The sequence below is a fragment of the Pseudoxanthomonas sp. LjRoot206 genome (genome assembly GCF_056175725.1).
The window spans coordinates 123858-145561 of the sequence record NZ_JBGFFI010000004.1; the positions used below are offsets into that span (position 1 = coordinate 123858).

At 68.2% G+C, this 21704-nt stretch carries 18 protein-coding genes; 9 read left to right on the forward strand and 9 right to left on the reverse strand.

The genetic code is table 11. From position 1 onward, the window contains the following. Positions 1-142 precede the first annotated feature (142 nt). Complete coding sequence (locus AC04MD_RS13620; RefSeq protein WP_475497820.1) at positions 143-1372, forward strand: multifunctional CCA addition/repair protein; 1230 nt, start codon at positions 143-145, stop codon at positions 1370-1372. An 84-nt stretch (positions 1373-1456) separates the two neighbouring features. Beyond that, positions 1457-2119, forward strand: a complete 663-nt coding sequence (locus AC04MD_RS13625) for a DUF3011 domain-containing protein (RefSeq protein WP_475497821.1) — start codon at positions 1457-1459, stop codon at positions 2117-2119. A gap of 58 nt (positions 2120-2177) precedes the next feature. On the opposite strand, the gene AC04MD_RS13630 is transcribed toward AC04MD_RS13625, so the two are convergent. Genes AC04MD_RS13630 through AC04MD_RS13640 form a run of 3 tightly spaced genes read right to left on the reverse strand, consistent with a single transcriptional unit; the run spans position 2178 to position 4841 of the window. After that, positions 2178-2834: an MliC family protein gene (locus tag AC04MD_RS13630; protein ID WP_475497822.1), complete on the reverse strand. Its 657-nt coding sequence runs from the start codon at positions 2832-2834 to the stop codon at positions 2178-2180. Between the two features lie 59 nt (positions 2835-2893). Beyond that, positions 2894-4153, reverse strand: coding sequence for a sensor histidine kinase (locus AC04MD_RS13635; protein WP_475497823.1), 1260 nt, complete (start codon positions 4151-4153; stop codon positions 2894-2896). Next, the gene (locus AC04MD_RS13640; RefSeq protein WP_475497824.1) at positions 4137-4841 is read right to left on the reverse strand and encodes a response regulator transcription factor; all 705 of its coding nucleotides are present in this window, start codon (positions 4839-4841) and stop codon (positions 4137-4139) included. Before AC04MD_RS13640 ends, AC04MD_RS13635 begins: the two co-directional genes overlap by 17 nt. A 134-nt stretch (positions 4842-4975) precedes the next feature. Here AC04MD_RS13640 and AC04MD_RS13645 point away from each other — a divergent pair, with 134 nt between their 5' ends. From AC04MD_RS13645 to AC04MD_RS13665, 5 genes are all read left to right on the forward strand, one after another. Continuing rightward, positions 4976-6682, forward strand: a complete 1707-nt coding sequence (locus tag AC04MD_RS13645) for an ArnT family glycosyltransferase (protein WP_475497825.1) — start codon at positions 4976-4978, stop codon at positions 6680-6682. Between the two features lie 127 nt (positions 6683-6809). Beyond that, a complete protein-coding gene (locus AC04MD_RS13650; RefSeq protein ID WP_475497826.1) occupies positions 6810-7535 on the forward strand; it encodes a phosphatase PAP2 family protein in 726 nt (241 codons plus the stop codon). Next, a complete protein-coding gene (locus AC04MD_RS13655) occupies positions 7532-9199 on the forward strand; it encodes a phosphoethanolamine transferase (RefSeq protein WP_475497827.1) in 1668 nt (555 codons plus the stop codon). Before AC04MD_RS13650 ends, AC04MD_RS13655 begins: the two co-directional genes overlap by 4 nt. 2 nt (positions 9200-9201) lie before the next feature. Further along, positions 9202-9957: a glycosyltransferase family 2 protein gene (locus tag AC04MD_RS13660; protein WP_475497828.1), complete on the forward strand. Its 756-nt coding sequence runs from the start codon at positions 9202-9204 to the stop codon at positions 9955-9957. Positions 9958-9962: 5 nt separating this feature from the next. Then, on the forward strand, positions 9963-10310 hold the full coding sequence (locus AC04MD_RS13665; RefSeq protein WP_475498164.1) for a lipid-A-disaccharide synthase N-terminal domain-containing protein: 348 nt from the start codon (positions 9963-9965) through the stop codon (positions 10308-10310). Here the strand turns inward: AC04MD_RS13665 and AC04MD_RS13670 are convergent, their stop codons facing one another. The 6 genes from AC04MD_RS13670 to AC04MD_RS13695 all read right to left on the reverse strand — a co-directional run bounded on the left by AC04MD_RS13670 (position 10311) and on the right by AC04MD_RS13695 (position 17326). Then, positions 10311-11390, reverse strand: a complete 1080-nt coding sequence (locus AC04MD_RS13670; protein ID WP_475498165.1) for a PQQ-dependent sugar dehydrogenase — start codon at positions 11388-11390, stop codon at positions 10311-10313. Between the two features lie 262 nt (positions 11391-11652). Further along, positions 11653-12723 (reverse strand): acyltransferase family protein, encoded by a 1071-nt coding sequence (locus AC04MD_RS13675; protein ID WP_475497829.1) that lies wholly within the window; start codon positions 12721-12723, stop codon positions 11653-11655. A 7-nt stretch (positions 12724-12730) separates the two neighbouring features. After that, a complete protein-coding gene (gene nagA, locus AC04MD_RS13680; RefSeq protein WP_475497830.1) occupies positions 12731-13876 on the reverse strand; it encodes an N-acetylglucosamine-6-phosphate deacetylase in 1146 nt (381 codons plus the stop codon). After that, positions 13873-14931, reverse strand: coding sequence for an SIS domain-containing protein (locus AC04MD_RS13685; protein ID WP_475497831.1), 1059 nt, complete (start codon positions 14929-14931; stop codon positions 13873-13875). Before AC04MD_RS13685 ends, nagA begins: the two co-directional genes overlap by 4 nt. Continuing rightward, on the reverse strand, positions 14928-15995 hold the full coding sequence (locus AC04MD_RS13690) for a LacI family DNA-binding transcriptional regulator (RefSeq protein WP_475497832.1): 1068 nt from the start codon (positions 15993-15995) through the stop codon (positions 14928-14930). The genes AC04MD_RS13685 and AC04MD_RS13690 overlap by 4 nt, the downstream gene beginning before the upstream one ends. Before the next feature lie 11 nt (positions 15996-16006). Continuing rightward, positions 16007-17326, reverse strand: a complete 1320-nt coding sequence (locus tag AC04MD_RS13695; protein ID WP_475497833.1) for a sugar MFS transporter — start codon at positions 17324-17326, stop codon at positions 16007-16009. Positions 17327-17722: 396 nt separating this feature from the next. Here AC04MD_RS13695 and AC04MD_RS13700 point away from each other — a divergent pair, with 396 nt between their 5' ends. Beyond that, the gene (locus AC04MD_RS13700) at positions 17723-18736 is read left to right on the forward strand and encodes a glucokinase family protein (protein ID WP_475497834.1); all 1014 of its coding nucleotides are present in this window, start codon (positions 17723-17725) and stop codon (positions 18734-18736) included. Positions 18737-18880: 144 nt separating this feature from the next. Next, positions 18881-21607, forward strand: a complete 2727-nt coding sequence (locus AC04MD_RS13705) for a TonB-dependent receptor (protein ID WP_475497835.1) — start codon at positions 18881-18883, stop codon at positions 21605-21607. Positions 21608-21704: the final 97 nt, after the last annotated feature.

Consider the following 21704-nt stretch of genomic DNA (forward strand, 5'->3'; position numbering starts at 1 on the left):
CACCGGATTTCGTAGGAGGGGCTTCAGCCCCGACAGGAACGCCACAACCGGCGCTGCCCTTTCACCGCTCCCGCACGCCGAGGCGCGCGGTCGGGGCTGTAGCCCCTCCTACATCCCACCACCATTCCGGCATCATGTCGCCATGAATACCTATCTCGTCGGCGGCGCGGTACGCGACCGCTTGCTCGGCCTCGAACCCGGCGACCGCGACTGGGTCGTGGTCGGCGCCACCCAGGCGCAGATGGAAGCGCAGGGGTTCAAGGCGGTCGGGCGCGACTTTCCGGTATTCCTGCATCCCGACACTGCGGAGGAATACGCACTCGCGCGGACCGAGCGCAAGAGCGGCCGGGGTTATCGCGGCTTCGTCGTCGATGCCGATCCCTCGGTGACGCTGGAGGAAGACCTGCAGCGGCGCGACTTCACCCTCAATGCCATCGCCCAGGACGGGGAAGGCACGCTGATCGATCCCTACGGCGGCGCGCGCGACATCGAAGCCCGCGTGCTCCGCCACGTCGGCGAGGCCTTCGTCGAGGATCCGCTGCGCGTCCTGCGCGCGGCCCGCTTCATGGCCCGCTTCGCGTCGCTCGGGTTTACCGTCGCGCCCGAGACGATGGCGCTGATGCGCGACATGGTCGCCAGCGGCGAGCTGGATGCCCTGGTGCCCGAGCGCGTCTGGCAGGAACTGCGCCGTGCGCTGGCCTCGCCTACCCCGTCCGCCTTCCTCGCCACGCTGCGCGCCTGCGGCGCGTTGGCGGTGGTGTTGCCGGAACTGGACGCGCTGTACGGCGTGCCGCAGCGCGCGGAGTACCACCCGGAAATCGACACCGGCATCCACCAGCAGATGGTCAGCGACATGGCGGCGCGGCTGGCGCCGGGGGACGCACTGATCGGCTTCGCCGCGCTGGTCCACGACCTGGGCAAGGCGCTGACGCCCACCGACGTCCTGCCCAAGCACATCGGGCACGAACATGCCGGCGTGAAGCCGGTGATGGCACTGTGCGAACGGCTCAAGGTGCCCGCCGACCATCGCGAGCTGGCGGTGATGGCATGCCGCGAGCACCTCAACGTCCACCGCCTGGCGGAATTGCGCGACGCGACGGTGATCGAGCTGCTCACGCGCTGCGATGCGTTCCGTCGGCCGGAGCGCATTCCTTGGCTCGCCACCGTCTGCGAGGCGGACAAGCGGGGTCGCGGCGGCAACGAAGAGGCCGACTATCCGCAGGGCCGGGAGCTGGTGCGCCTGCACCACGCCGCGCTGCAGGTCAGCGCCCGCGACGTGGTCGGCGACGGCCTGAAGGGGCCGGAGGTCGGGGCGGCCTTGCAGGCTGCGCGGGTGTCAGCCGTGCATCGCGCCCGTCGGACGGACGGCTGATCCACGCGCGCCATCGCGACTGCAGACGGGGTATCGTCGCGTTCGCGGCGTCGGGGCCGCCCACCACCAATGCAGGGGAACGACATGGAACGCGTGCGCACGCTGCTTTGCCTATGTATGGCCGGCGCCGGCCTGTGGGGCTTCGACGCCCGGGCCGACGACTACGTCACCTGCGAAAGCCGCAGCGACCGCTACCAGAGCTGTCCGATCGGTACCGCCGGCTACGTGACGCTGGACCGCCAGCTGTCCGGCACGGCCTGTACGCAGGGCCGCACCTGGGACTACAACCGGCGCGAGATCTGGGTCGACGACGGCTGCCGCGCGAGTTTCCGCGTGCACACCAGTTCGTCGGGCCACCACGACGATAACCACGATGCCAAGGTCGCCGCCGGCGTGCTGATCGGCGCGGCCATCCTCGGCGCCATCGCCCACAACGCCAACAAGAACGACGACAAGTACGATGACGACCGCTACCAGGGCGCACGGCACAGCTCCTACGTGCCGTCGTGGATGATCGGCACGTTCGAGGGCTACAACCCGGTCTACGACCGCGACGTCACCCTGACCGTCGGCGCCGATGGGCGCGCCACGGCGCGCACGCGCGACCAGACGGTCAATGGCTGGATCAACGACGGCCGGCTCAACGTGGGCAACACCTCGTTCGACATCGACCAGTCGCGCGACGGACTGGTGACCACCCAGGTCGGCGACCGCCACAACGAAGTGCGCTACCGCCGCGTCCGCTGAGACGCAAGCGCATCGTTGGCCTGGCCGCCATCACGGTGACCACGCCAGCCGCCCGGCCTCACGGAACCGGCGTGCAGCTCAGCTTGTTGCCGAAGAAGTCCACGCTCGCCTCGCCCTGGTGCTCCCAGTACTCGACGCCGATGCGGCCGTACTTGGCGCCGCTGGCCGCCGGTTGCGGAAACACGATGGCCCGGTCGTTGCCGAACGCCATCACCGCCGCCTGCGGATCGATGTCGTTGTAGTACGTCATGGTGAACGGCTCACGGTTGTTGCTGCAGCGGTACTCCACCGTCTTCGGAACGGCGGCACCGGGCGCGGCGATCGCCAGTTCGACCAGGCGCGTGCGATACGCATCGAATACGCACAGGCGGAGATCCGCTTGCTTCCAGCAGTCGTCGCGTCCCTTGGCCCAGCCACGCTGCACGGCAGGATCCTCGTCCTTCGCCGCCGCATGGCGGGCGGCCAGCTGGCGATCCAGCGCGGCGAGTTCACCATCGCGGCAGACCAGTTTTTCGGCCTCGCTCTGCGCCTTGGCGCAATCGAACGACGGCGGCACCACTGCGGGTGCCGTGCTGGCGTCGGCCGGCTCGGCAGGTACCGCGGCCGTCGCCGCACCGGCGTCGGCCGGCGCGAGCCCATCGGATGCGGGCGGGACGACGTCGGGCGTGCATGCGGCAAGCAGCAGCACGGCGATGCAGGACAGGGGCGCTTTCATCGACAGGCTCCGGCAGGGGCGGGAGCCCGATGCTAGTGCCGCAGGCGTGATGACGGCCTTCAGCGCGCCAGGCGCAGGCGACTGATCGTGCCGCGTCCCGGCGCCGACTGGATCGACAGGGTCCAGCCCAGGTGTTCGCACAGCCGCGCCAGCAGGTCGAGGCCGATGCCGCCGCCCTCGCGACCGCCACCGCGCGCCATCTGTGCATAGAGGCGGCTGATGTCCTCCGGCGTCATGCCGTGGCCTGGGTCCTGAACGGTGACCGTGGCGTCACCGTCCAGACCCACATGGATTTCGCCACTGTCGCTGTTCTCGATGGCATTGCGCAGCAGGTTGCCGATCGCCGCCTGCACGATGTGCAGGGGCGCGGAGACGCTGCAGGGCACCAGGTCGTCGATGACGATGGACAGGTCCTTGTCGGCCATCAGGTGCCGATGGTCGTCGATGATGTCGGGCAGGAGTTCGTGCAGAGGCACAGTTTCGCTGCTGCGCGACAGGCGGGCCGGGTCCTTCGCCAGCGTCAGCAACAGCGCGATGAGTCGCTCGACATCGCGCGCGGTGCGGTGGATGCGTTGCACCTGCTGGCGTGCGGCGGGCGGCAGCGCGGGCTGGTCGAGCGCGAGCTCGCTGGCGCCGGCCATGATGGCGATGGGCGTGCGCAACTCGTGGCTGGCGGTATCGATGAAGATCCGCTCGCGCTCGACGAATGCGTCCTGGCGACGCAGATAGTCGTTCAGCGCATTGGTGATGACATGCAGCTCCGAGCTGGCGCCATCCGCCACGACGACACGCTGGCCCGCATGATCGGGGGACAGCGTGCCGATGTCGTCGGCCAGGTCGGACAAGGGGCGCAGCGCCTTGCGCACGCCGCGCGCGACCATCACACCGATCACCACCAGCGCGACGAACGCGAGGCACAGCGATCCGAGGAGCAGCGCGTCCTCGATCGTCTCGATCCCGGTGATGTCGCGCACCACGAAGTAGTCCACGCCCTGCACGCGCTGGACCAGCACCACGTTCTCGCGTCCCCCGAACCAGAAATCATCGTGCACGCCCTGCGGCAGCATCGACAGGCCGGGCGGCGGCGCACGACCGGGCACGCGGTACAGCTGCAGCTCCTCGGTGTCCTGCCATTCATGCTCGGGATCCACGGCCCTGCGCTGGACGTAGTGGGAGATCTCCTGCTGGAGCAAGGACTTCCAGACCCGGTCCTCGAGGAAGTCATCGGCGATCACCAGCATGATGATGACGGCCAGCAGCACGGCATAGCCGCCCAGCAGACGCCTGATCTGCGCATGCAGGCTACGGCGCTTTGCCATCGGGCCCCTCCGGATGCGGCAGCGCCAGCCGGTAACCGGTGCGCGGCAGAGTCTGGATCAGCTTGACCGGGAACGGACCATCGACGCTGCGCCGCAGTTCGTAGATATGCGAACGGAGCATGTCGCCGTCCGGCGGATCGTCGCCCCACAGCGCGTGCTCCAGCTGCTGCCGGGTGACCGCCGCGGGACTGGCCTGCATCAGCGTGTGCAGCAACTTGCGGCAGGCGGGGTAGAGATGCAGTGGCTGGCCACCGCGCGTGACTTCCAGCGTCGCCAGGTCCAGCTTCAGGTCGTGCACTTCCAGCACCTTGCGCCGCTGGCGGCCGTGCATGCGCGCCATCAGGGCCTCCAGGCGCACTTCCAGTTCCGGCAGGGCGAAGGGCTTGGTCAGGTAATCGTCGGCGCCGGCGCGGAAGCCGGCGATCTTGTCGGGCAGCTCATCGCGCGCGGTCAGCATGATCACCGGCACGCTGGAATCCTGCTCTTCGCGCAGACGCCGCAGTACTTCCGGCCCCTCCAGTCGGGGCAGCATCCAGTCCAGCACGATGGCGTCGTAGGCCTGGGTACTCGCCAGGTGCAGGCCGGTCACGCCGTCGGGCGCCGCGTCCAGCGTGTGGCCGCGCGCCTCGAGGTAGTCGAACAGGTTCGCCACCAGGTTCCGGTTGTCTTCGATCACCAGCAGCCGCATCGCACGCATCCGCGCCAGGAGTGGACCGGCAGCATCGCAGGCCGGACGTCGAAGCGCCGTCGGAATTCCGACGGTTCTCTTACGCGCCATGATCCACCATCGGGCGCTCCGCCGCAGACTGGCCAACGCCGCCGATGCCCTCCACGCCGTTCCGACCCGCTCCCCGCTGGCAGATGCCCCTGCTGGCCGTGCTGATGGTGTGGGCGTTGCTGGCCGGGCTGGGCCTGCGCGAGCCGATGCCGGCCGACGAACCCCGTTTCGTGCTCGCCGCACGCACCATGGTGGAAACGGGCCAGTGGCTTTTCCCCCATCGCGGCCTCGAGCTGTACGCGGAGAAGCCGCCGACCTTCATGTGGCTGCAGGCGGCGAGTTACGTGGTGGTGCGCGACTGGCACGTGGCCTTCCTGCTGCCGTCGCTGCTGGCGGCGCTGCTGACGTTGTGGCTGTCCGGCGACCTCGCGCGACGCCTGTGGGGACGCCGTGCCGTGCCCTACGCGGTGTTCGGCCTGTTCGTCTGCCTGCAGTTCGCCCTGCAGGCCAAGCGTGCGCAGATCGACATGGTGCTGGTCTGCATGACCACGCTGTCGCTGTGGGCCCTGCTGCGCTACCTGCTGGAGAAACCGAGCCCGTGGCTGCTCGCGCTCGGTACGTTTGCCGCGGGGCTGGGCACGGTGACCAAGGGCGTCGGCTTCCTGCCCTTGCTGGTGTTCGTTCCCTGGCTGTGGGTACGCTGGACGTCGCCACGGCCTCTGCCCGCGCACCGGGGCGTGCATGCACTGACAGGCGTGACCGGCTTCCTGCTGGGCGCGGGCGTCTGGCTGGTGCCGATGCTGTCCGTCGTGCTGTCATCGTCGGACCCTGCGTTGCACAGCTATGCGCGCGAGATGCTGCTCAAGCAGACCGGTACCCGCTACGCCAACGCCTGGCACCACGTGAAGCCGGCCTGGTACTACCTGCAGACCATGCTGACGCTGTGGCTGCCGGGCGTGTTGCTGGTCCCGTGGCTGCTGCCCGCCTGGTGGCGCCGCCTGAAGCGCATCGACGCACGCTACACGCTGTTGCTGGGCTGGGCGTTGCTGGTGCTGGTGTTCTTCAGTGCCAGCCCCGGCAAGCGCGAGGTCTACATCTTCCCGATGCTGCCGGCGCTCGCGGTCGCGGCCGCGCCCCTGCTGCCCGGCCTGCTGTGCTTCCGCGGCGTGCGCGCCACGTTGTGGGCCTATGTGTCGGTATTGATCCTGGTGACCGGCGCGCTGGGACTGTGGCTGATGACCGCCCCACCCGAGCGACTTCACGCCCTGGTCGATGGTCGTGGCATGGACATGACCACGGTGGCGCAGTTCAGCCGATGGCTGCTCGGATTCGCCGTCGTGGCCGCGCTGGTCGCGATCGTCGCGCGGCGGCGCATGGCGGTGGCCTTGGTCACGGTAACGGCAGCATTGTGGACGGCGTACGGCATGGGCTTCATGCCGGCGATCAGCCTCGACAGTTCCGCGCGCGCACTGATGCAACGCGTCGGCGAACGCATCGGGCCGGACGCGGAACTGGCGATGCTGGGCTGGCGCGAACAGCACCTGCTGCAGGCGGACAGGCCGGTCACCGACTTCGGCTTCAAGCAGCCGTGGGTGGAACAGTGGCAGCACGCGCATGCATGGCTGCTCGAGGCGCCGGACAGGCGCTGGCTGTTCCTGCGCAAGGACGCGATCGGTCCCTGCCTGGACCCTGCGCGCGTCATCGACATCGGTGCGTCCAACCGGCGCGAATGGATCCTGGCGCCCGGGCGTGCCTGGATCGCGGGCTGCGACGTACCGGCCACCTGGTCGGCCGACGTCAGCGAAGACTGAACATCCAGCAACAACGCTGACGCGAAACGCCGGCATGCGCGGCGTTTAACGCGACTCCGACAACGGTCCGACCGCGTTACGACATCGCGGCGACCAGCATGCGCGCACCCCACTTTGTCCGCGCCGCATGTCCGCTCCTTCGTCCTCTTTCTCCGTCATGCCGGAGCAGCGCCTGCCCGGACTGCTGCCGGTCTCGATGATCCTGCTGCTCGCGGCCTGGATGGCGGCGCAATCGCTCGACCAACCCTGGGCATCGTGGTTGTTCCACCAGCAGGGAAATGCGTGGTCGATGAAGGGCAGCCTCCTGCTGGAGACCGTGCTGCACCGGGGTGGCCGCCTGCTGAGCCAGGCGGCCTGGGCCGGCCTGCTGGCCACGACGTTGTGGCATTGGCGCACCCGCTCGGCAGAGCGCTGGACACGCCCCGCCGCACGTCTGCTGCTGGCCGTCCTCGTATCCACCGCCTGCGTGGCCGTGCTGAAGGCCACCACGCACATGGATTGCCCGTGGGATCTCGCCGGCTTCGGCGGGCAGCGTCCGCTCATCCCGCTGTTCGCACACCATCCTGCCGAACTCGGCACGCCTGGCTGCTTCCCTGCCGCGCATGCGGCCAGCGGCTACGCCTGGGTCGCGCTGTACTTCTTCTTCCTGCAGGCCGCGCCGCGCCGGCGACACCTCGGGCTGGCCGTCGGGCTGCTGGCCGGCGCCGTATTCGGGCTGGCGCAACAGGTGCGCGGTGCGCACTTCCTCTCGCACGACGTCGCCAGCCTGGCCGTCTGCTGGGCCGTCGCCTGCAGCGTCGACCGCATCGGCGCATGGCGCAGCGCACGGAACGTCGCGGAGGCCCGCACGTGAGCGTCTCCGTCCTCGACCACGCGGCGATACCGTCGCGCTGGCAGCGCGTGCGCGCGCTGGTGCAGGCACGCCCGCTGGTGTCGTCGGAGAGCCTGATCCTGCTCGCCTGCCTGTACTTCAGCCTGTTCGCCAACACGATGTTCTGGCACGCCGCCGCGCCGCAGCCGTGGCTGCAGGGACGCTGGGCGTTGTCGCTGTTCCTGCTGGTCAGCGCCGTGCACGGCGTATGGCTGTCGCTGCTGGTGTGGCGCCGTACCGCCCGCGTCGTGCTGTCGACACTGGTGGTGACGGCTGCACTTGCGGGCCACTACATGGCGTCCTACGGCATCTACATCGATGCCGACATGATCCGCAACGTGCTGCATACCGACTGGCGCGAGGCCAGCGATCTGCTCGGCGTCGATGCTTTGCTGCCGCTGCTCGCCGCGCTGCCGGCGCTGATTGTTATCTGGCGCGTGCGCCTGCGCGAACGCACCTGGCCGCGGACGTTCGGCGTTCGCATCGCGTTCCTTGCGGGCATGGTCGTGGTCGGCGTGGTCGGCGTGCTGCCGTCGACCCAGCAATTGACCGCGTTCCTGCGCAACCAGCGCGAAGTGCGCTACCTGGTGACGCCGGCGAACGTGCTGGTGTCGCTGGCCAAGGTGGTCAGCGAGGATCCGCCCGGGCACAAGCGCGCCCTGCTGCCGATCGGCGACGACGCCGTGCAGTCGCCCGCCGCCACCATGCGCCGGCCGCGCCTGCTGGTGCTGGTGGTCGGCGAGACCGCACGCGCGGCCAACTGGGGCCTCAACGGTTACGCGCGCCAGACCACGCCGGAGCTGGCGACGCGCGACGTGCTGAACTTCCCGCACGTCAGCGCCTGCGGCAGCAGCACCGAAGTGTCGCTGCCGTGCATGTTCTCGCCGCAGGGCCGCGAACACTACGACGAAGGCGAGATCCGCAGCCACCAGTCGCTGCTGCACGTGTTGCAGCGCGCCGGCGTGGCCACGCTGTGGCGCGACAACCAGTCCGGCTGCAAGGGCGCGTGCGACGGCCTGCCCGTGGAGGACCTGCATGCACGTACCGATGCCGGCCTGTGCAACAGCAAGCGCTGCTACGACGGCATCCTGCTGTCCGGCCTGGCCGATGCCGCGCGTCGCCAGAAAGGCGACCAGGTCATCGTGCTGCACATGCTGGGCAACCACGGGCCCACCTATTCCGAGCGCTACCCGCAGGAGTTCGCTGCCTATACGCCCGTCTGCACCACGTCCGACCTGGGCCGCTGCACCCGCGCGCAGATCACCAACGCCTACGACAACGCGCTGCGCTACACCGACCACGTGCTGGCGTCCGCCATCGACCAGCTGAAGGGCCTGGAGGACTACGACACCGCCCTGCTGTACGTCTCCGACCACGGCGAGTCGCTCGGCGAGAGCGGCCTGTACCTGCACGGGATGCCGTACTCGATCGCGCCGCGCGAGCAGCTCGAGGTGCCGATGGTCGCGTGGTTCTCGGATCGCTGGCGCCACGCCATGCGCCTCGACGATCGCTGCCTGCGGCAGCAGGCGAACGGCGAGCACTCCCACGACGACCTGTTCCACACCGTACTCGGCCTTACGGATGTGAAGACGTCGCTCTATCGCCCCGAGCACGACATTTTTCTGACCTGCAGGAGCGCACGCTGACCATGACTCCCCTGTCTCCCTCCACCATGAGCCTGTCCGTCGTCATTCCCGTCTTCAACGAAAGCGGCAATATCGGCCCGCTGGTGCACGAAGTGGTGCGCCACCTGCGGGGCCGCGTGCCCTTCGACGTGATCTGCGTGGACGACCATTCCGACGACGATACGCGCGACGTGCTCGCGGCGTTGAAGGCCGGCGTGCCCGAGTTGCGCGTGCTGCTGCACCAACAGCGCAGCGGCCAGAGCGCTGCGATCCGCACCGGCGCCAAGCAGGCGCTGTCGCCGTGGATCGCGACGCTCGACGGCGACGGGCAGAACGATCCGGCCGATATCCTCAAGCTGCTGGCCGCGCGCGATGCCGGCGATGCGCAGACCAAACTCTTCGCCGGCTGGCGCGTCGACCGCAAGGACACGGCCAGCAAGCGCTGGGCCTCGCGCTGGGCCAACCGCATCCGCCAGCGACTGCTGCACGACGACACGCCCGACACCGGCTGCGGCATCAAGCTGTTCGAGCGCGCCGCGTTCCTCGAGCTGCCCTATTTCGACCACATGCACCGCTACCTGCCTGCGCTGATGCAGCGCGCGGGATGGAAGACGGTCAGCGTTCCGGTCTCGCACCGGCCACGCGGCTCGGGTCAATCCAAGTACACCAACCTCGGTCGCGCGCTGGTCGGCATCCGCGACCTGATGGGCGTGTCCTGGTTGATCCAGCGCAGCCATGTCACGCCCATCAGCGAGCTCAATGCGGGACGCAAGCCGTGAGCGCAATGGACCAGGAAATCCTGTGGCTGGCCTGGACTGGCCTGCACATGACGCCGTGGAAACTGATCGGCCTGACCGGCGCGGCCCTGTTCGGCGCACGCTGGCTGGTGCAGTTCGTCGCATCGCGACGCGCGCGGCGCCCGGTGATCCCGCGCCTGTTCTGGTACATGAGCCTGGCGGGCAGCCTGATGGCGCTCAGCTACTTCGTCTTCTCGTCGAAGCAGGACGCGGTCGGCGTGCTGCAGAACCTGCTGCCGGCGTTCACCGCGGCCTACAGCCTGTATCTCGACGTGCGGCATGGACGCGAGCAACGGCTCGCAGCGAGCGATACGCCGCCGCACCCGGCGCGATGATCAGCTGCGGTTCGGCGTGAGCTTCAACAAGCGCCCGCTGCCGCCGTCCTCCAGCAGCCACAGCGCGCCATCCGGGCCCTGCTCCACTTCGCGGATGCGCCTGCCCATCGCGTAGCGTCGTGCTTCGCGTGCCCCGGTGCCGGTGAACTCGATCTCGATCAGCGCTTGCGACGCCAGGCCGCCGATGAATCCTTTTCCGCGGAACCACGGGAACAGGTTGCCGGAATAGATGACGAACCCGGCCGGTGCGATGACCGGCGTCCACCACGTTTCCGGCGCATTGAAGTCCGGTCGCGTCGGATGGTCGGGGATCGGCGTGCCGCCGTAGTGGTCGCCATTGGACACGATCGGCCAGCCGTAGTTGGTGCCGCGCTCGATCAGGTTCAGTTCGTCGCCGCCCGCCGGCCCCATCTCGTGCGTCCACAGGCGGCCCGCATTGTCGAAGGCGATGCCGAGCATGTTGCGATGGCCCAGCGTCCACACTTGGGCGGCGATGCCACCCTGCGCGGCGAACGGGTTGTCCGGCGGCACGCTGCCGTCGTCGTTGAGGCGGATCAGCTTGCCCAGCGAGGACTGCAGGTCCTGCGCCGGCGACATCGCCTGGCGATCGCTGGAGGTGATCCACAACTTGCCGTCCGCACCGAACGCGAGCCGATGCCCGTAATGCGCATCGCCGCTGACCTTGGGCATTTGCCGCCAGATCACCTGCAGGTTCGACAGGCTGCCGCCGTTGCCGCTGGCGTCGAGTTGCAGGGTCGCCCGCGCGACCGCCGCGCCGCGCGTCCCGCCGGTACCGGATTCCGCATAGCTGATGTAGACCAGCCGGTTGTCGGCGAAGCGCGGATGCAGCAGCACGTCGCCAAATCCGCCCTGCCCGCCGTAAGCGACCGCAGGCACGCCGATGACTTCGCCCACCTGGCCCGTGGCGACGTTCGCCAGGCGCAGCTTGCCGGATTTCTCCGTCACCAGCAGGCGACCATCGGGCAGGAACGTCATTGCCCACGGCTCGTTGAACGTGGCCACCGGCGTGCTGGTGAACGGCGGATCGGGCACCGCGCGTGCCCGCGACAGGCCCGCCATCACCCGTCCCGTCTCGGGTGTGGTGGCAGGCGTCGTCGACGGCGTTGCGAGAACGCCTGTCGAGGACGCGACGACCGCACTTGCAGGCTTCGACGCCACGACGATTTCCGCGCCGTCCTCGTTGATGGTCGCCCTCTGGCAGGCGGTCAGGCACAGGCAGCAGGCGAGCAGCAGCGGCATCTTCATGCGGGCGGCATCCGGCGGGAGACTGGCTGCCGTTGTACCGCCGCAGAACGAAGAAAAGCGTGACGACGGCGGTGCTTCAGACCTTCAGGTACCAGCCACGCCGATCCATCGCCCAGACCACCACCCACCACACGCCGACGAAGGCGAGCGCGAACGCCAGCGAAGGCACGTAGGCACCGAAGCGGGGCGTCATCCAGCCGGCGAAGCCGTACTCGTACAGCGGCCCCATCCAGCCCAGCCCGAGCACCACGTACGTCATCAGCGCGGCACCGACGTAGGCGGCGATCGCGTTGGCGCCGAAACGGCGGCCGATCGCCGGCCAGCCGCGCCTGTCCACCAGCCCATGCGCCACCGCCAGGGCGAGCGCCGCGCAGCCTGCCGTGAACAGCACATAGGACGACGTCCACAGCGCCTTGTTCAACGGAAAGACCAGCGACCACGCCAGGCCCAGCAGGAGCATGGCCACACCGGAAGCGCCGATCGCGCGCGATGCGCCCGCACGCAGCCAGGCGCCGGTACGCACGCCGAGCAGCGTGGTGGCGATGGCGGGCAGCGTGCTCAGCAGTCCTTCCGGATCCTGTCCGCGCGCCAGGGACGTATCCCACTGGTACAGCCATGGCCCGAACAGCGCGGTATCCACGCGGGCGGCGAGGTTCGTAAAAGCGTCGTAGCCCCACGGCGCCATCAACGCCCAGTAACCCGACAGCAACGCGACGATCAGTGCCCATTGCAGGCGCGGCTTCACGTACAGCGCGACCAGCCCGGCGACGGCGAAGCACAGCCCGATCCGCTGCAACACACCCCAGAGCCGGAACGACGGCCTGTCCAGCAGCAGGAACGCCAGCAGGTGCAACGCCAGGCCGAGCGCGACGATCTTCGCGGCGCGCCACAGCACGGCGCGCACCAGCGCCGGCCGGGGAACGCCGGCGTCCGCACGCGGCACCACGCCGAGCGCGATCGAGACGCCGACGATGAAGAGGAAGAACGGGAACACAAGGTCGGTCGGCGTGACGCCATGCCATTCCGCATGCATCAACGGCGCGTACACGTGCGACCAGTCGCCCGGCGTGTTGACCAGCAGCATCGCGGCGACCGTCAGGCCGCGCAGCGCGTCGACCGACGCGAACCGGGCCGGCGCAGCGGTCATGCCAACGTCACTCGCCACCTATCCAGGTACCGACCACCTGCAGGTCCGCATCCAGGGCAACCAGGTCGGCGCGCCAGCCGGGCACGATCCTCCCGTGGGTGTCGCCCAGGCCGAGGAACTCGGCCGGATAGGTCGACGCCATCCGCGCGGCTTCCTCCAGCGGCAGGCCGACCAGGTGCACGCTGTTGCGCACGGCGGTCGCCATGTCCAGCGCGGAACCGGCCAGCGAGCCGGCGGCATTGCGCACCACGCCATCGACGGCGGTGATGGTTTCGCCATAGAGATCGAAGGACGGATCGTCGGAGCCGACCATCGGCATCGCATCCGTCACCAGGAACACCTTGCCGCGTGGCTTGGCCGCCAGCGCCACGCGCAGGCTGGCCGGATGCACGTGCACGCCATCGACGATCACGCCGCACCAGCAGCCATCGTCTTCCAGCGCCGCGCCCACCGCGCCGGGCTCGCGCCCCTGCAGCGGCGACATCGCGTTGTACAGATGAGTGAAGCCCGACACGCCGGCGTCGATGCCGGCGCGGATCTGTTCGTACGTGGCCGCCGTATGGCCGGCGACGACGATGGCGCCGCGCGCCACCATCGCGCGGATGGTATCGGCGGGCACCTGTTCCGGCGCCAGCGTCAGCAGCGTCACGCCATTGTCGAGCGAGGTCGCCATGGCGACTTCGCTATCGTCGGGTACACGGAACTTCGCCGCGTTGTGCGTGCCCTTGCGTGCCGGTGCGATATACGGCCCTTCCAGGTGGATGCCGAGCACGCCCGGCACGCCCGCCTCGATGGCGGCACGCGTCGCCTCGACCGCACGCGACATCACCTCGGCATCGTCGCTGATCAGCGTCGGCAGCAGGCCGGTGGTGCCGAAGCGACGGTGCGCCTGCGCGATGGTGCGGATCGCATCGACGCTGGTGTCGTTGTTGAACAGCGCGCCGCCGCCGCCGTTGACCTGCGCGTCGATGAATCCGGGCAACAGGGCTGCGCCGTCCAGGTCCTGCCGGACGGTGTCGGCAGGCAGCGCCTCGTCGGCGATGAGGTCGACGATCAGGCCATCCTGCATCAACACGGCCAGCCCCTCGACGAAGCCGTCAGGCGTCAGCACGCGGGCATTGCAGAGGGCGGTGGCGGGACGCTTCGCGTTCATACCGTTTCGGTGACCTTGTTGAGGTGCGGCGGCACGTCGGGATTGTGGCCGCGACGCAGCGCCAGCGCATTGATCGCGCGGTAGAAGCTCTGGATGGTCAGCAGCGGCGCGCACGCCGGATGCGGCGCATCCACCAGCGGCAGAGCCTGCCCCGGACCCGCTCCGGGGTCGCCCTGGCGCGAGGCCACCCAGACCTGGGCGCCACGGCCGCGGAACTCCTGCGCCAGCGCGAGCGTACCGGCCTCGGTTTCATCGGGCTGCGCGAAGCACAGCACGGGGAAGCCGGGACCGACCAGCGCCATCGGCCCGTGCTTCACCTCGGCAGAACTGTAGGCCTCGGCATGCAGGCCGCAGGTCTCCTTGAACTTCAGTGCCGCTTCCTGCGCGGCGGCAAGGCCGAGGCCACGACCGAGCACGAACAGGTTGTGCGCACCCACCAGGCCTTCGGTCAGCGGCGACCAGTCGGCCTGCCAGGCACGCTGCAGCGCCTCCGGCAGGGCGAGCGTGGCGTCGTGCAGCGGCGCTTCGTCCTTCCAGTACGCCGCCAGTTGCAGGATCGCCGCCAGCGAACCGAGATAGCTCTTGGTCGCGGCGACGCTGCGTTCCGGTCCGGCATGCATCGGCAGCACGGTATCCGCGAGTTGCGCGAGCGGCGAATCGGCCACGTTGACGATCGCGACCACGCGCGCGCCCGCCTCCTTGGCCGCCGTGGCATTGCGCAACAGGTCCGGGCTCTTGCCCGACTGCGAGATCACCACATACAGGGCGCCGGCCAACCGCTGCTTCGCTTCGTACACCGAACCGACCGAGGGCGACGCCGAGGCCGTCACCACGCCGAGCTGCGTTTCGAACAGGTACTTCGCGTACGTGGCGGCATGGTCGGAACTGCCGCGCGCGCAGGTGACGACGAACGGCGGCGGCGTGCGGCGCAGGTCGGCGGCCAGCGCCTTCACCGTGTCGGCGTTGCGCGCGTACTGGTCGGCGATGATCGCGGACGCCTGGGCGGCTTCCTGGTGCATCAGGGTGTCGGCGGGAGCGGGAAGCGGAGTCGTCATGGCGAGGCGGGTTCGGGTCGGTCGGCGCGCGGTCGTACCGGCGCGGTGGAGCCGCGCACGACCAGTTGCGGCACGAAGCCCTGGTTGTGCACCGGCGTGGGATGGTCGTCGTAGGCATCGGTGCGCAGGCCCGCGATCAGCAGGCGGGCCGCTTGTTTCGCGATGTCCTGCGTCGCCTGTTTGGCGGTGGTCAGCGGCGGCCACGACTGCTTGGAGAACGGACTGTCCTCGAAGCCGGCGATGGACAGGTCGTAGGGCACGTTCATGCCGGCCGACTTGGCGGCGGCGAGCACGCCAGCCGCGATCTCGTCGTTGGAGCCGAAGATCGCCGTCGGCGGTTCGCGCAATGCGAGCAGGCGGCGTGCGCCGCGGAAACCGTCGTCGAAGGTGTAGTCGCCAGGCACCACGAGGTGCTTGTCGAGCGTGATGCCGTAGTCCTTCAGCGCCTTCTCGTAACCGGCATAGCGTTCGGTACTGGAGCGATGCGCCAACCCGCCCCACAGGAAGCCGATGCGCTGGTGGCCGAGCTGGATCAGGTGCTCGGTGATCTCGTAGGCCGCGTCGCGGTCGTCGACGTAGACGCAGGGCAGGCCATCGTCGGGATCTTCCGTCGCGGCGATGATGCGCACCAGCTTCACGCCACGTGCGGCCAGCGTCGTCACCAGGTCGGCACGCTCCGACATCGGCGCGGTCAGCACCAGGCCGGCCAGGCGCGAGCGCTGCACGAACTCCACCAGTTCCTCCGCCAGCAGCGGCGAGGTGGAATCGACCGGATGGATCTGCAGGCCGAAGCCGGTTTCCTTGCACGCCGCCAGCACCCCGTTCTGCACGCCGATGATGTGGTACGGGTTGGGGTTGTCGTAGACCAGTCCGATCACGAACGGCGTGCCGCTGCGCAGGTTGCGCGCGGACTGGTCCGGTTCGTAGTCCAGCTCGGCGATGGCGTGCAGCACGCGCGCGCGGGTGCCCTGCAGCACCGACGGCTCGTTGTTGATGACCCGGGACACGGTCTTCAGCGAGACCTTCGCGCGTTCGGCGACGTCCTTGATGGTGGGTCGGCGCATGGGCGTTTCCGTCATGGAGGCGAGTCCGCCATGATGCCGCGTTCCGGCACCGCCGTCGCCGCCCGGTTCGGCGAGCCCACCCGGTGGCCGGCCAGTGCGTAGTACAGGATGTAGAGATAACCCGGGATCGCCAGTCCGGCGAACACCAGCTGGAAGTCGTAGTGCTGTTTCAGTACCGCGAAGGCCTGCGGCAGGATGGCGCCACCCGCGATGCCCATGATCAGCAGCGCCGAGCCGGCTTCGGTATGCCGGCCCAGTCCCTTGATCGCCAGCGGGAAGATCGCCGGCCACATCATGGCGTTGGCGAAGCCCAGTGCCGCGACGAAGCCGACCGACACGTAGCCATGGGTCAGCAACGCGCCGCACGAGAACAGCACGCCAAGCGTGGCTGAGATGGCCAGGTAGCGTTGCTGCGACACGATGCGCGGGATCAGTGCCAGACCGACCAGATATCCCGCCAGCATCGCGAACAGCGTGTAGGTGGTGAACAGCTTGGTCTGGTCCAGTGGCAGCCCAAAGCCCCTTCCGTACGTCCCGATCGCATCGCCCGCCAACACCTCCACGCCTACATAGAGGAACAGGCACAGCACGCCAAGCCAAAGGTGCGGGAACTGCGACAGGCAGCGTTCGCTGTCGGTCGCGTCGGCCGCGGGCGCGGCGTTGGCTTCCGACGGCTTCACTTCCGGCAGCGGCGAAAACAGGATGCCGATGGCGACGACCACCAGCACGCCCGCCATCGCCAGGTACGGGAGATGGATCTTCGCGGCGAACGCATCCAGCAGCACCGCCTTGCCGGCCGCATCGGCGGCCCCTACTTGCACGGCCAGGTCGCCCACGCCATGCAGGACCAGCGTGCCGAGCACAAGCGGCGCCAGCATGCCTGCGACCTTGTTGCAGATGCCCATCAGCGCGATGCGCTGGGCGGCGCTGTCGATGGGACCGAGGATGCTGACGTACGGATTCACCGCGGTCTGCAGCAACGCCAGCCCTCCACCGATCACGAACAGGCCGGACAGTGCGCCGGGATACCAGCGCTGGGTGGAGAACTCACCGAACATCGCCGCGCCGACCGCCATCACGAACAGGCTGGCGGCCAGGCCCTTCTTCATGCCGGTGCGCTTGAGCAGCGCCGCTGCCGGCAAGGCCAGGAAGAAGTACGACAGGTAGAACACCATCAATACGAGGAAGGCATTCACCTCGTCCAGGTCGAAGGCGAGTTGCACGAACGTGATCAGCGGCCCGTTGATCCAGGTGAAGAAGCCGATGATGAAGAACAGCACGCCGACGATGGCGAGCGAGCGGTACGGGCTGGAGCCGGCAGTGCTGGTCATGCAATCCCTCGGGCTGGCGATGCCAGGCGCCAGAGCGTCGGGCATCGGGAACAACGTTGTCAAAGCCAATCGGACGAACTGGGAAAAGCGTGAGTGCGGGTAGCTCCGGAACCCTGGATGTGACTCCAGTGACGTCGTGCACTGCAGCATCAAGTCCTATCGGACTTGCCCGGATTCCCCCTTCCAATTCAATGATTAACGCTACTACTGAAAACAATCGCTCGCTGAATACGACGATTGTTTCTGTTTCATGACGTCCTCCGGCGTGCCGGACGGCTATTTCATGACAGAGTCTTGACAACGTTGTCAAACACTTTTCACACTCCGGCCATATCGGGATGCGGGCGTCCCGGCCGCGAACATGTGGGGAGACGTGTGGTCGCCATAGCGAATCCAATGCCGACGGATGCCATCAGCGGGGCGCACGACGCCTTCATCGCGGCGGACGTCGGCGGCACCCATGTCCGCATCGGCCTGGTCCGCGGCGGCAGCGACCCCGGCACACCCGTCAGCGTGCTGGAGTACCGCAAGTACGCCTGCGCCGAGCACGCCGGCCTCGGCGACATCGTGGCCGACTTCATCGCCCGCCTGGGCGCGACGCGGGTGGCGCGCGCGGTGATCGCCAGCGCCGGCTACGCGCTGGAAGACGGCACCGTCATCACCAACAACCTGCCGTGGCGGCTGTCGCCGGCCGAGCTGCGCACGCAGCTGGGCTTCGACGACGTCCGCCTGGTCAACGATTTCGAGGCCGTGGCGCACGCCGCCGCGCAGATGGACGCCAGCGAAGTGATGCAGCTCACCGGCCCGGCCATCGCGCCGAAGCACGGACCGACGCTGATCCTCGGACCTGGCACCGGACTGGGCGCCGCCGTCTGGATTCCTGCCGGCCCGCGCGCCGTGGTGCTCGCCACCGAAGCCGGCCAGGCCGCACTGACCGCGGGCAACGCGCTCGAAATGGCGCTGCTCGCCGAGATGCTGAAGACCCGTACGCACGTGCCGGTCGAACACGCACTGTCCGGCCCCGGCCTGATGAACCTCTACACCGCGCTGTGCGCCGTGCGCGGCGTGGCGCCGTCGCCCTACGCGCACCCAGGGCAGATCACCGCCGCGGCGCAGTCGGGCGAAGACGCGCTGGCGCGCGAAAGCCTGGATGTGTTCTGCGGCCTGCTCGGCAGCGTGGTCGGCGACATGGCGCTGCTGTACGGCGTGCAGGGCGGCGTGTACCTCGCCGGCGGCATCCTGCCGAAGATCCGCGACGTCCTGATCGACAGCAGCTTCGTGTCCCGCTTCCTCAACAAGGGATCGATGCGCGAGGCGCTGGAACGCATTCCCGTGAAGCTGGTGGAACACGGGCAGTTGGGGGTGATCGGCGCGGCACGGTGGTACCTCGACCGCGACGAAGACAGATGAGGGAAGCGCCGGGACAGGCGCAGGCATCAAGGGGCGGGGTGCAGGGGATACGTGCAACGCCAGGCAACACCGAAGTACCAGGCACGGCGGAACAGCGCGAGCGATGGCTGCCGGAACTCAAAAAACAGTGATGGGAGAGACATCATGAAGTACCGCACCTCGATCCTTTCGGCCTCGATCGCCGCAGGACTCGCGTTTTCCATGCAGGTCAGCGCACAGGAATCCACCGCCACACCCGACGCGACGGATCTCGATACCGTAGTCGTCACCGGCATCCGCGGCAGCATCGAGAAGGCGCTCGACGCCAAGCGCGATGCCGCCACGCATGTCGAAGTCGTCACCGCCGAAGACGTCGGCAAGCTGCCCGCCAAGAACGTGGCCGACACGCTGCGCCAGTTGCCTGGCGTCAACATCGCCTCGTCCAGCGCCAGCGAAGGCGGCTTCGACGAAGCCGATCGCGTCAGCCTGCGCGGCACCAATCCCAGCCTCACGCAGACGCTGGTCAACGGCCACACCATCGGCACCGGCGACTGGTTCGTGCTCAGCCAGGTGGGCAACGTCGGCCGCAGCGTGAGCTATTCGCTGTACCCGTCCGAGATCGTCGACCGCGTCGTCGTCCACAAGACCTCCGAAGCGAAGCTGGTCGAAGGCGGCACCGCCGGTTCGGTCAACATCATCACCCGCCGTCCGCTGCAGTTCGCCGAGCCGCTCACGATCCAGGGCTCGATCGGCGCCGTGCACTCCGACCTGCCGGGCGACACCAAGCCGCAGCTCGACGCGCTGCTGAACTGGCGTAACGACGAGAGCACCGCCGGCTTCCTGGTGCAGGTGTTCAACGAGGAGCGCAGCCTGCGCCGCGACGGCCAGGAAGTGGTGGGCGGCTACGGTGCGATCCCAAGGTTCGAGGCGGATGGCGTCACTCCGACACCGGTATCGATAAGCAATCCGGAACTGGTAGGCGTGCTGTATCCCAACCTCCTCGGTGCCGCGCTGTTCGAGCAGGTCCGCAAGCGCAAGGGCGGCGTGGCCAACATTGAGGCCAAGGTCACCGACAACCTGACCCTGAACGTCAATGCGTTCTACTCCAAGCTGGAAGCGGACAATTACAACCGCAACTACATGATGTGGGCCAGCCGGTTCGTCAACCAGACGCCCGCCAGCTACACGGTGAACAACGGCGTGCTGACCAGCGCCACCTACGCGCCGGTCACCACCGGCACGGCCGTCACCCCGTACGGCGTTTACGACATGATCTCGCGGCCGGGCGCGGAGTCGACCTCCAAGTACATCGCGCTGGATGCCGAATGGAATGCCAGCGACGCGTTGAAGTTCGTCTTCCAACTAGGCACCACCAAGGGCAACGGCAGCAGCCCCACCCAGGACGTGCTGGAAACCGGCATCGCCGGCAACGCCGGCGCCAGCTGGAGCATGAACGGTGTAAGCAACCCCATCGACTGGTCGCTGGGCGGCACCAACACGGCGGCGAACCACCGCCCGCAGGATGGCTGGATCTTCGGCGCGCAGGGCATCGACGTGCTGGACAAGGAAGATTGGGCCCAGGCCGATGGCCAGTTCTTCTTCGACAATGACACGCTGTCCTCGCTGGACTTCGGCTACCGCTATGCCACGCACGAGCGCAGCAACGACTTCTCGCTCGCGCAGGGACCGAACTGGGCGACCAACTGGACCGACATCACGGCCTATCCGGCCGGCGGCGGCAACTATCCGGGCGACTTCGGCGTGGGCGGCAACGTGCCGTCGAACATCTGGTACTACACGCCGGGCCAGCTGGCGGAGATCAACGCCCGCTTCGCCAATCGGAACAATCCCGAACGCTTCTACTTCTCCGACGTGTACGGCGTGAAGGAAGACATCAATGCGGTGTACGCGCAGCTGAACTTCCGCGGCGATCGCTGGAGCGGCAACGCCGGCCTGCGCTACGTCCGGACGCAGACGGACGTGAACTACAACCAGGCACTTGCGGTCAACTCCGGCATTCCCGGTGCGATCACGGGCTCGGCCTTCGGCGACTACCTGCCGGTCGTGGTCAACAACGACTACAACGAACTGCTGCCCAGCGTGAACTTCAAGTTCGAGCTGACCGACAATCTGGTGGCGCGCGTGTCGGGAAGCAAGACCATGACCCGCCCGGACTTCTCCGCACTGGCCGGCTCGCTGACGCTGAACGACCTGACGCACGAGGGCAGCGGCGGCAACCCGAACCTGGATCCGCTGGTGTCGACCAACTTCGACGCTTCGCTGGAGTGGTACTTCGCGCCGCGCGCACTGCTCGCTGCCAGCGTGTTCTCGATGGACATGGACGGCTACGTCGATTTCGGCAACGTCATCGTCCAGTACAAGGACCAGCAGGCCAGCCAAGCCGCCGGCACCGACGTCTACAGCGACTACCTGGTGTCGATCCCGGTCAACTCGAACGGCAAGGCCAGGGGCGTGGAACTGACCTACGAGCAGCCGATCGGCGAGAACTTCGGCATCAACGCCAACTACACCTATGTGGATGGCAAGGCGGACGGCGGCAAGCCGCTCAACGGCACCTCCGAGAACACCTACAACTTCTCGGCCTGGTACGAGAACACGCGCTTCAACGCCCGCGTGAACTACAGCTACCGCAGCTCGTTCTATGCCGGCGTCAGCCGCGCCGACAACTTCTACCAGGACGACTTCGCCACGGTGTCGGCATCGCTCGGCTTCAAGGCGACCGACTGGCTGACGATCAGCCTGGATGGCCTGAACCTCAACGATCCCAAGCTGAAGTACTACACCGAGAACGATGCGGTGCCGGGCTACCTGCCGCACGCCTTCTACAGCAACGGCCGCCAGTACTACCTGAATTTCCGCTTCAAGTTCTAAGCACCACGATGTAAGGGAACACTCTCCCTCTGCGGGCCCGGATCCGTCCTGGCCCGCTTTTTTTTGGGGCATGCTGTGCCCACCGCTACCGAGGACA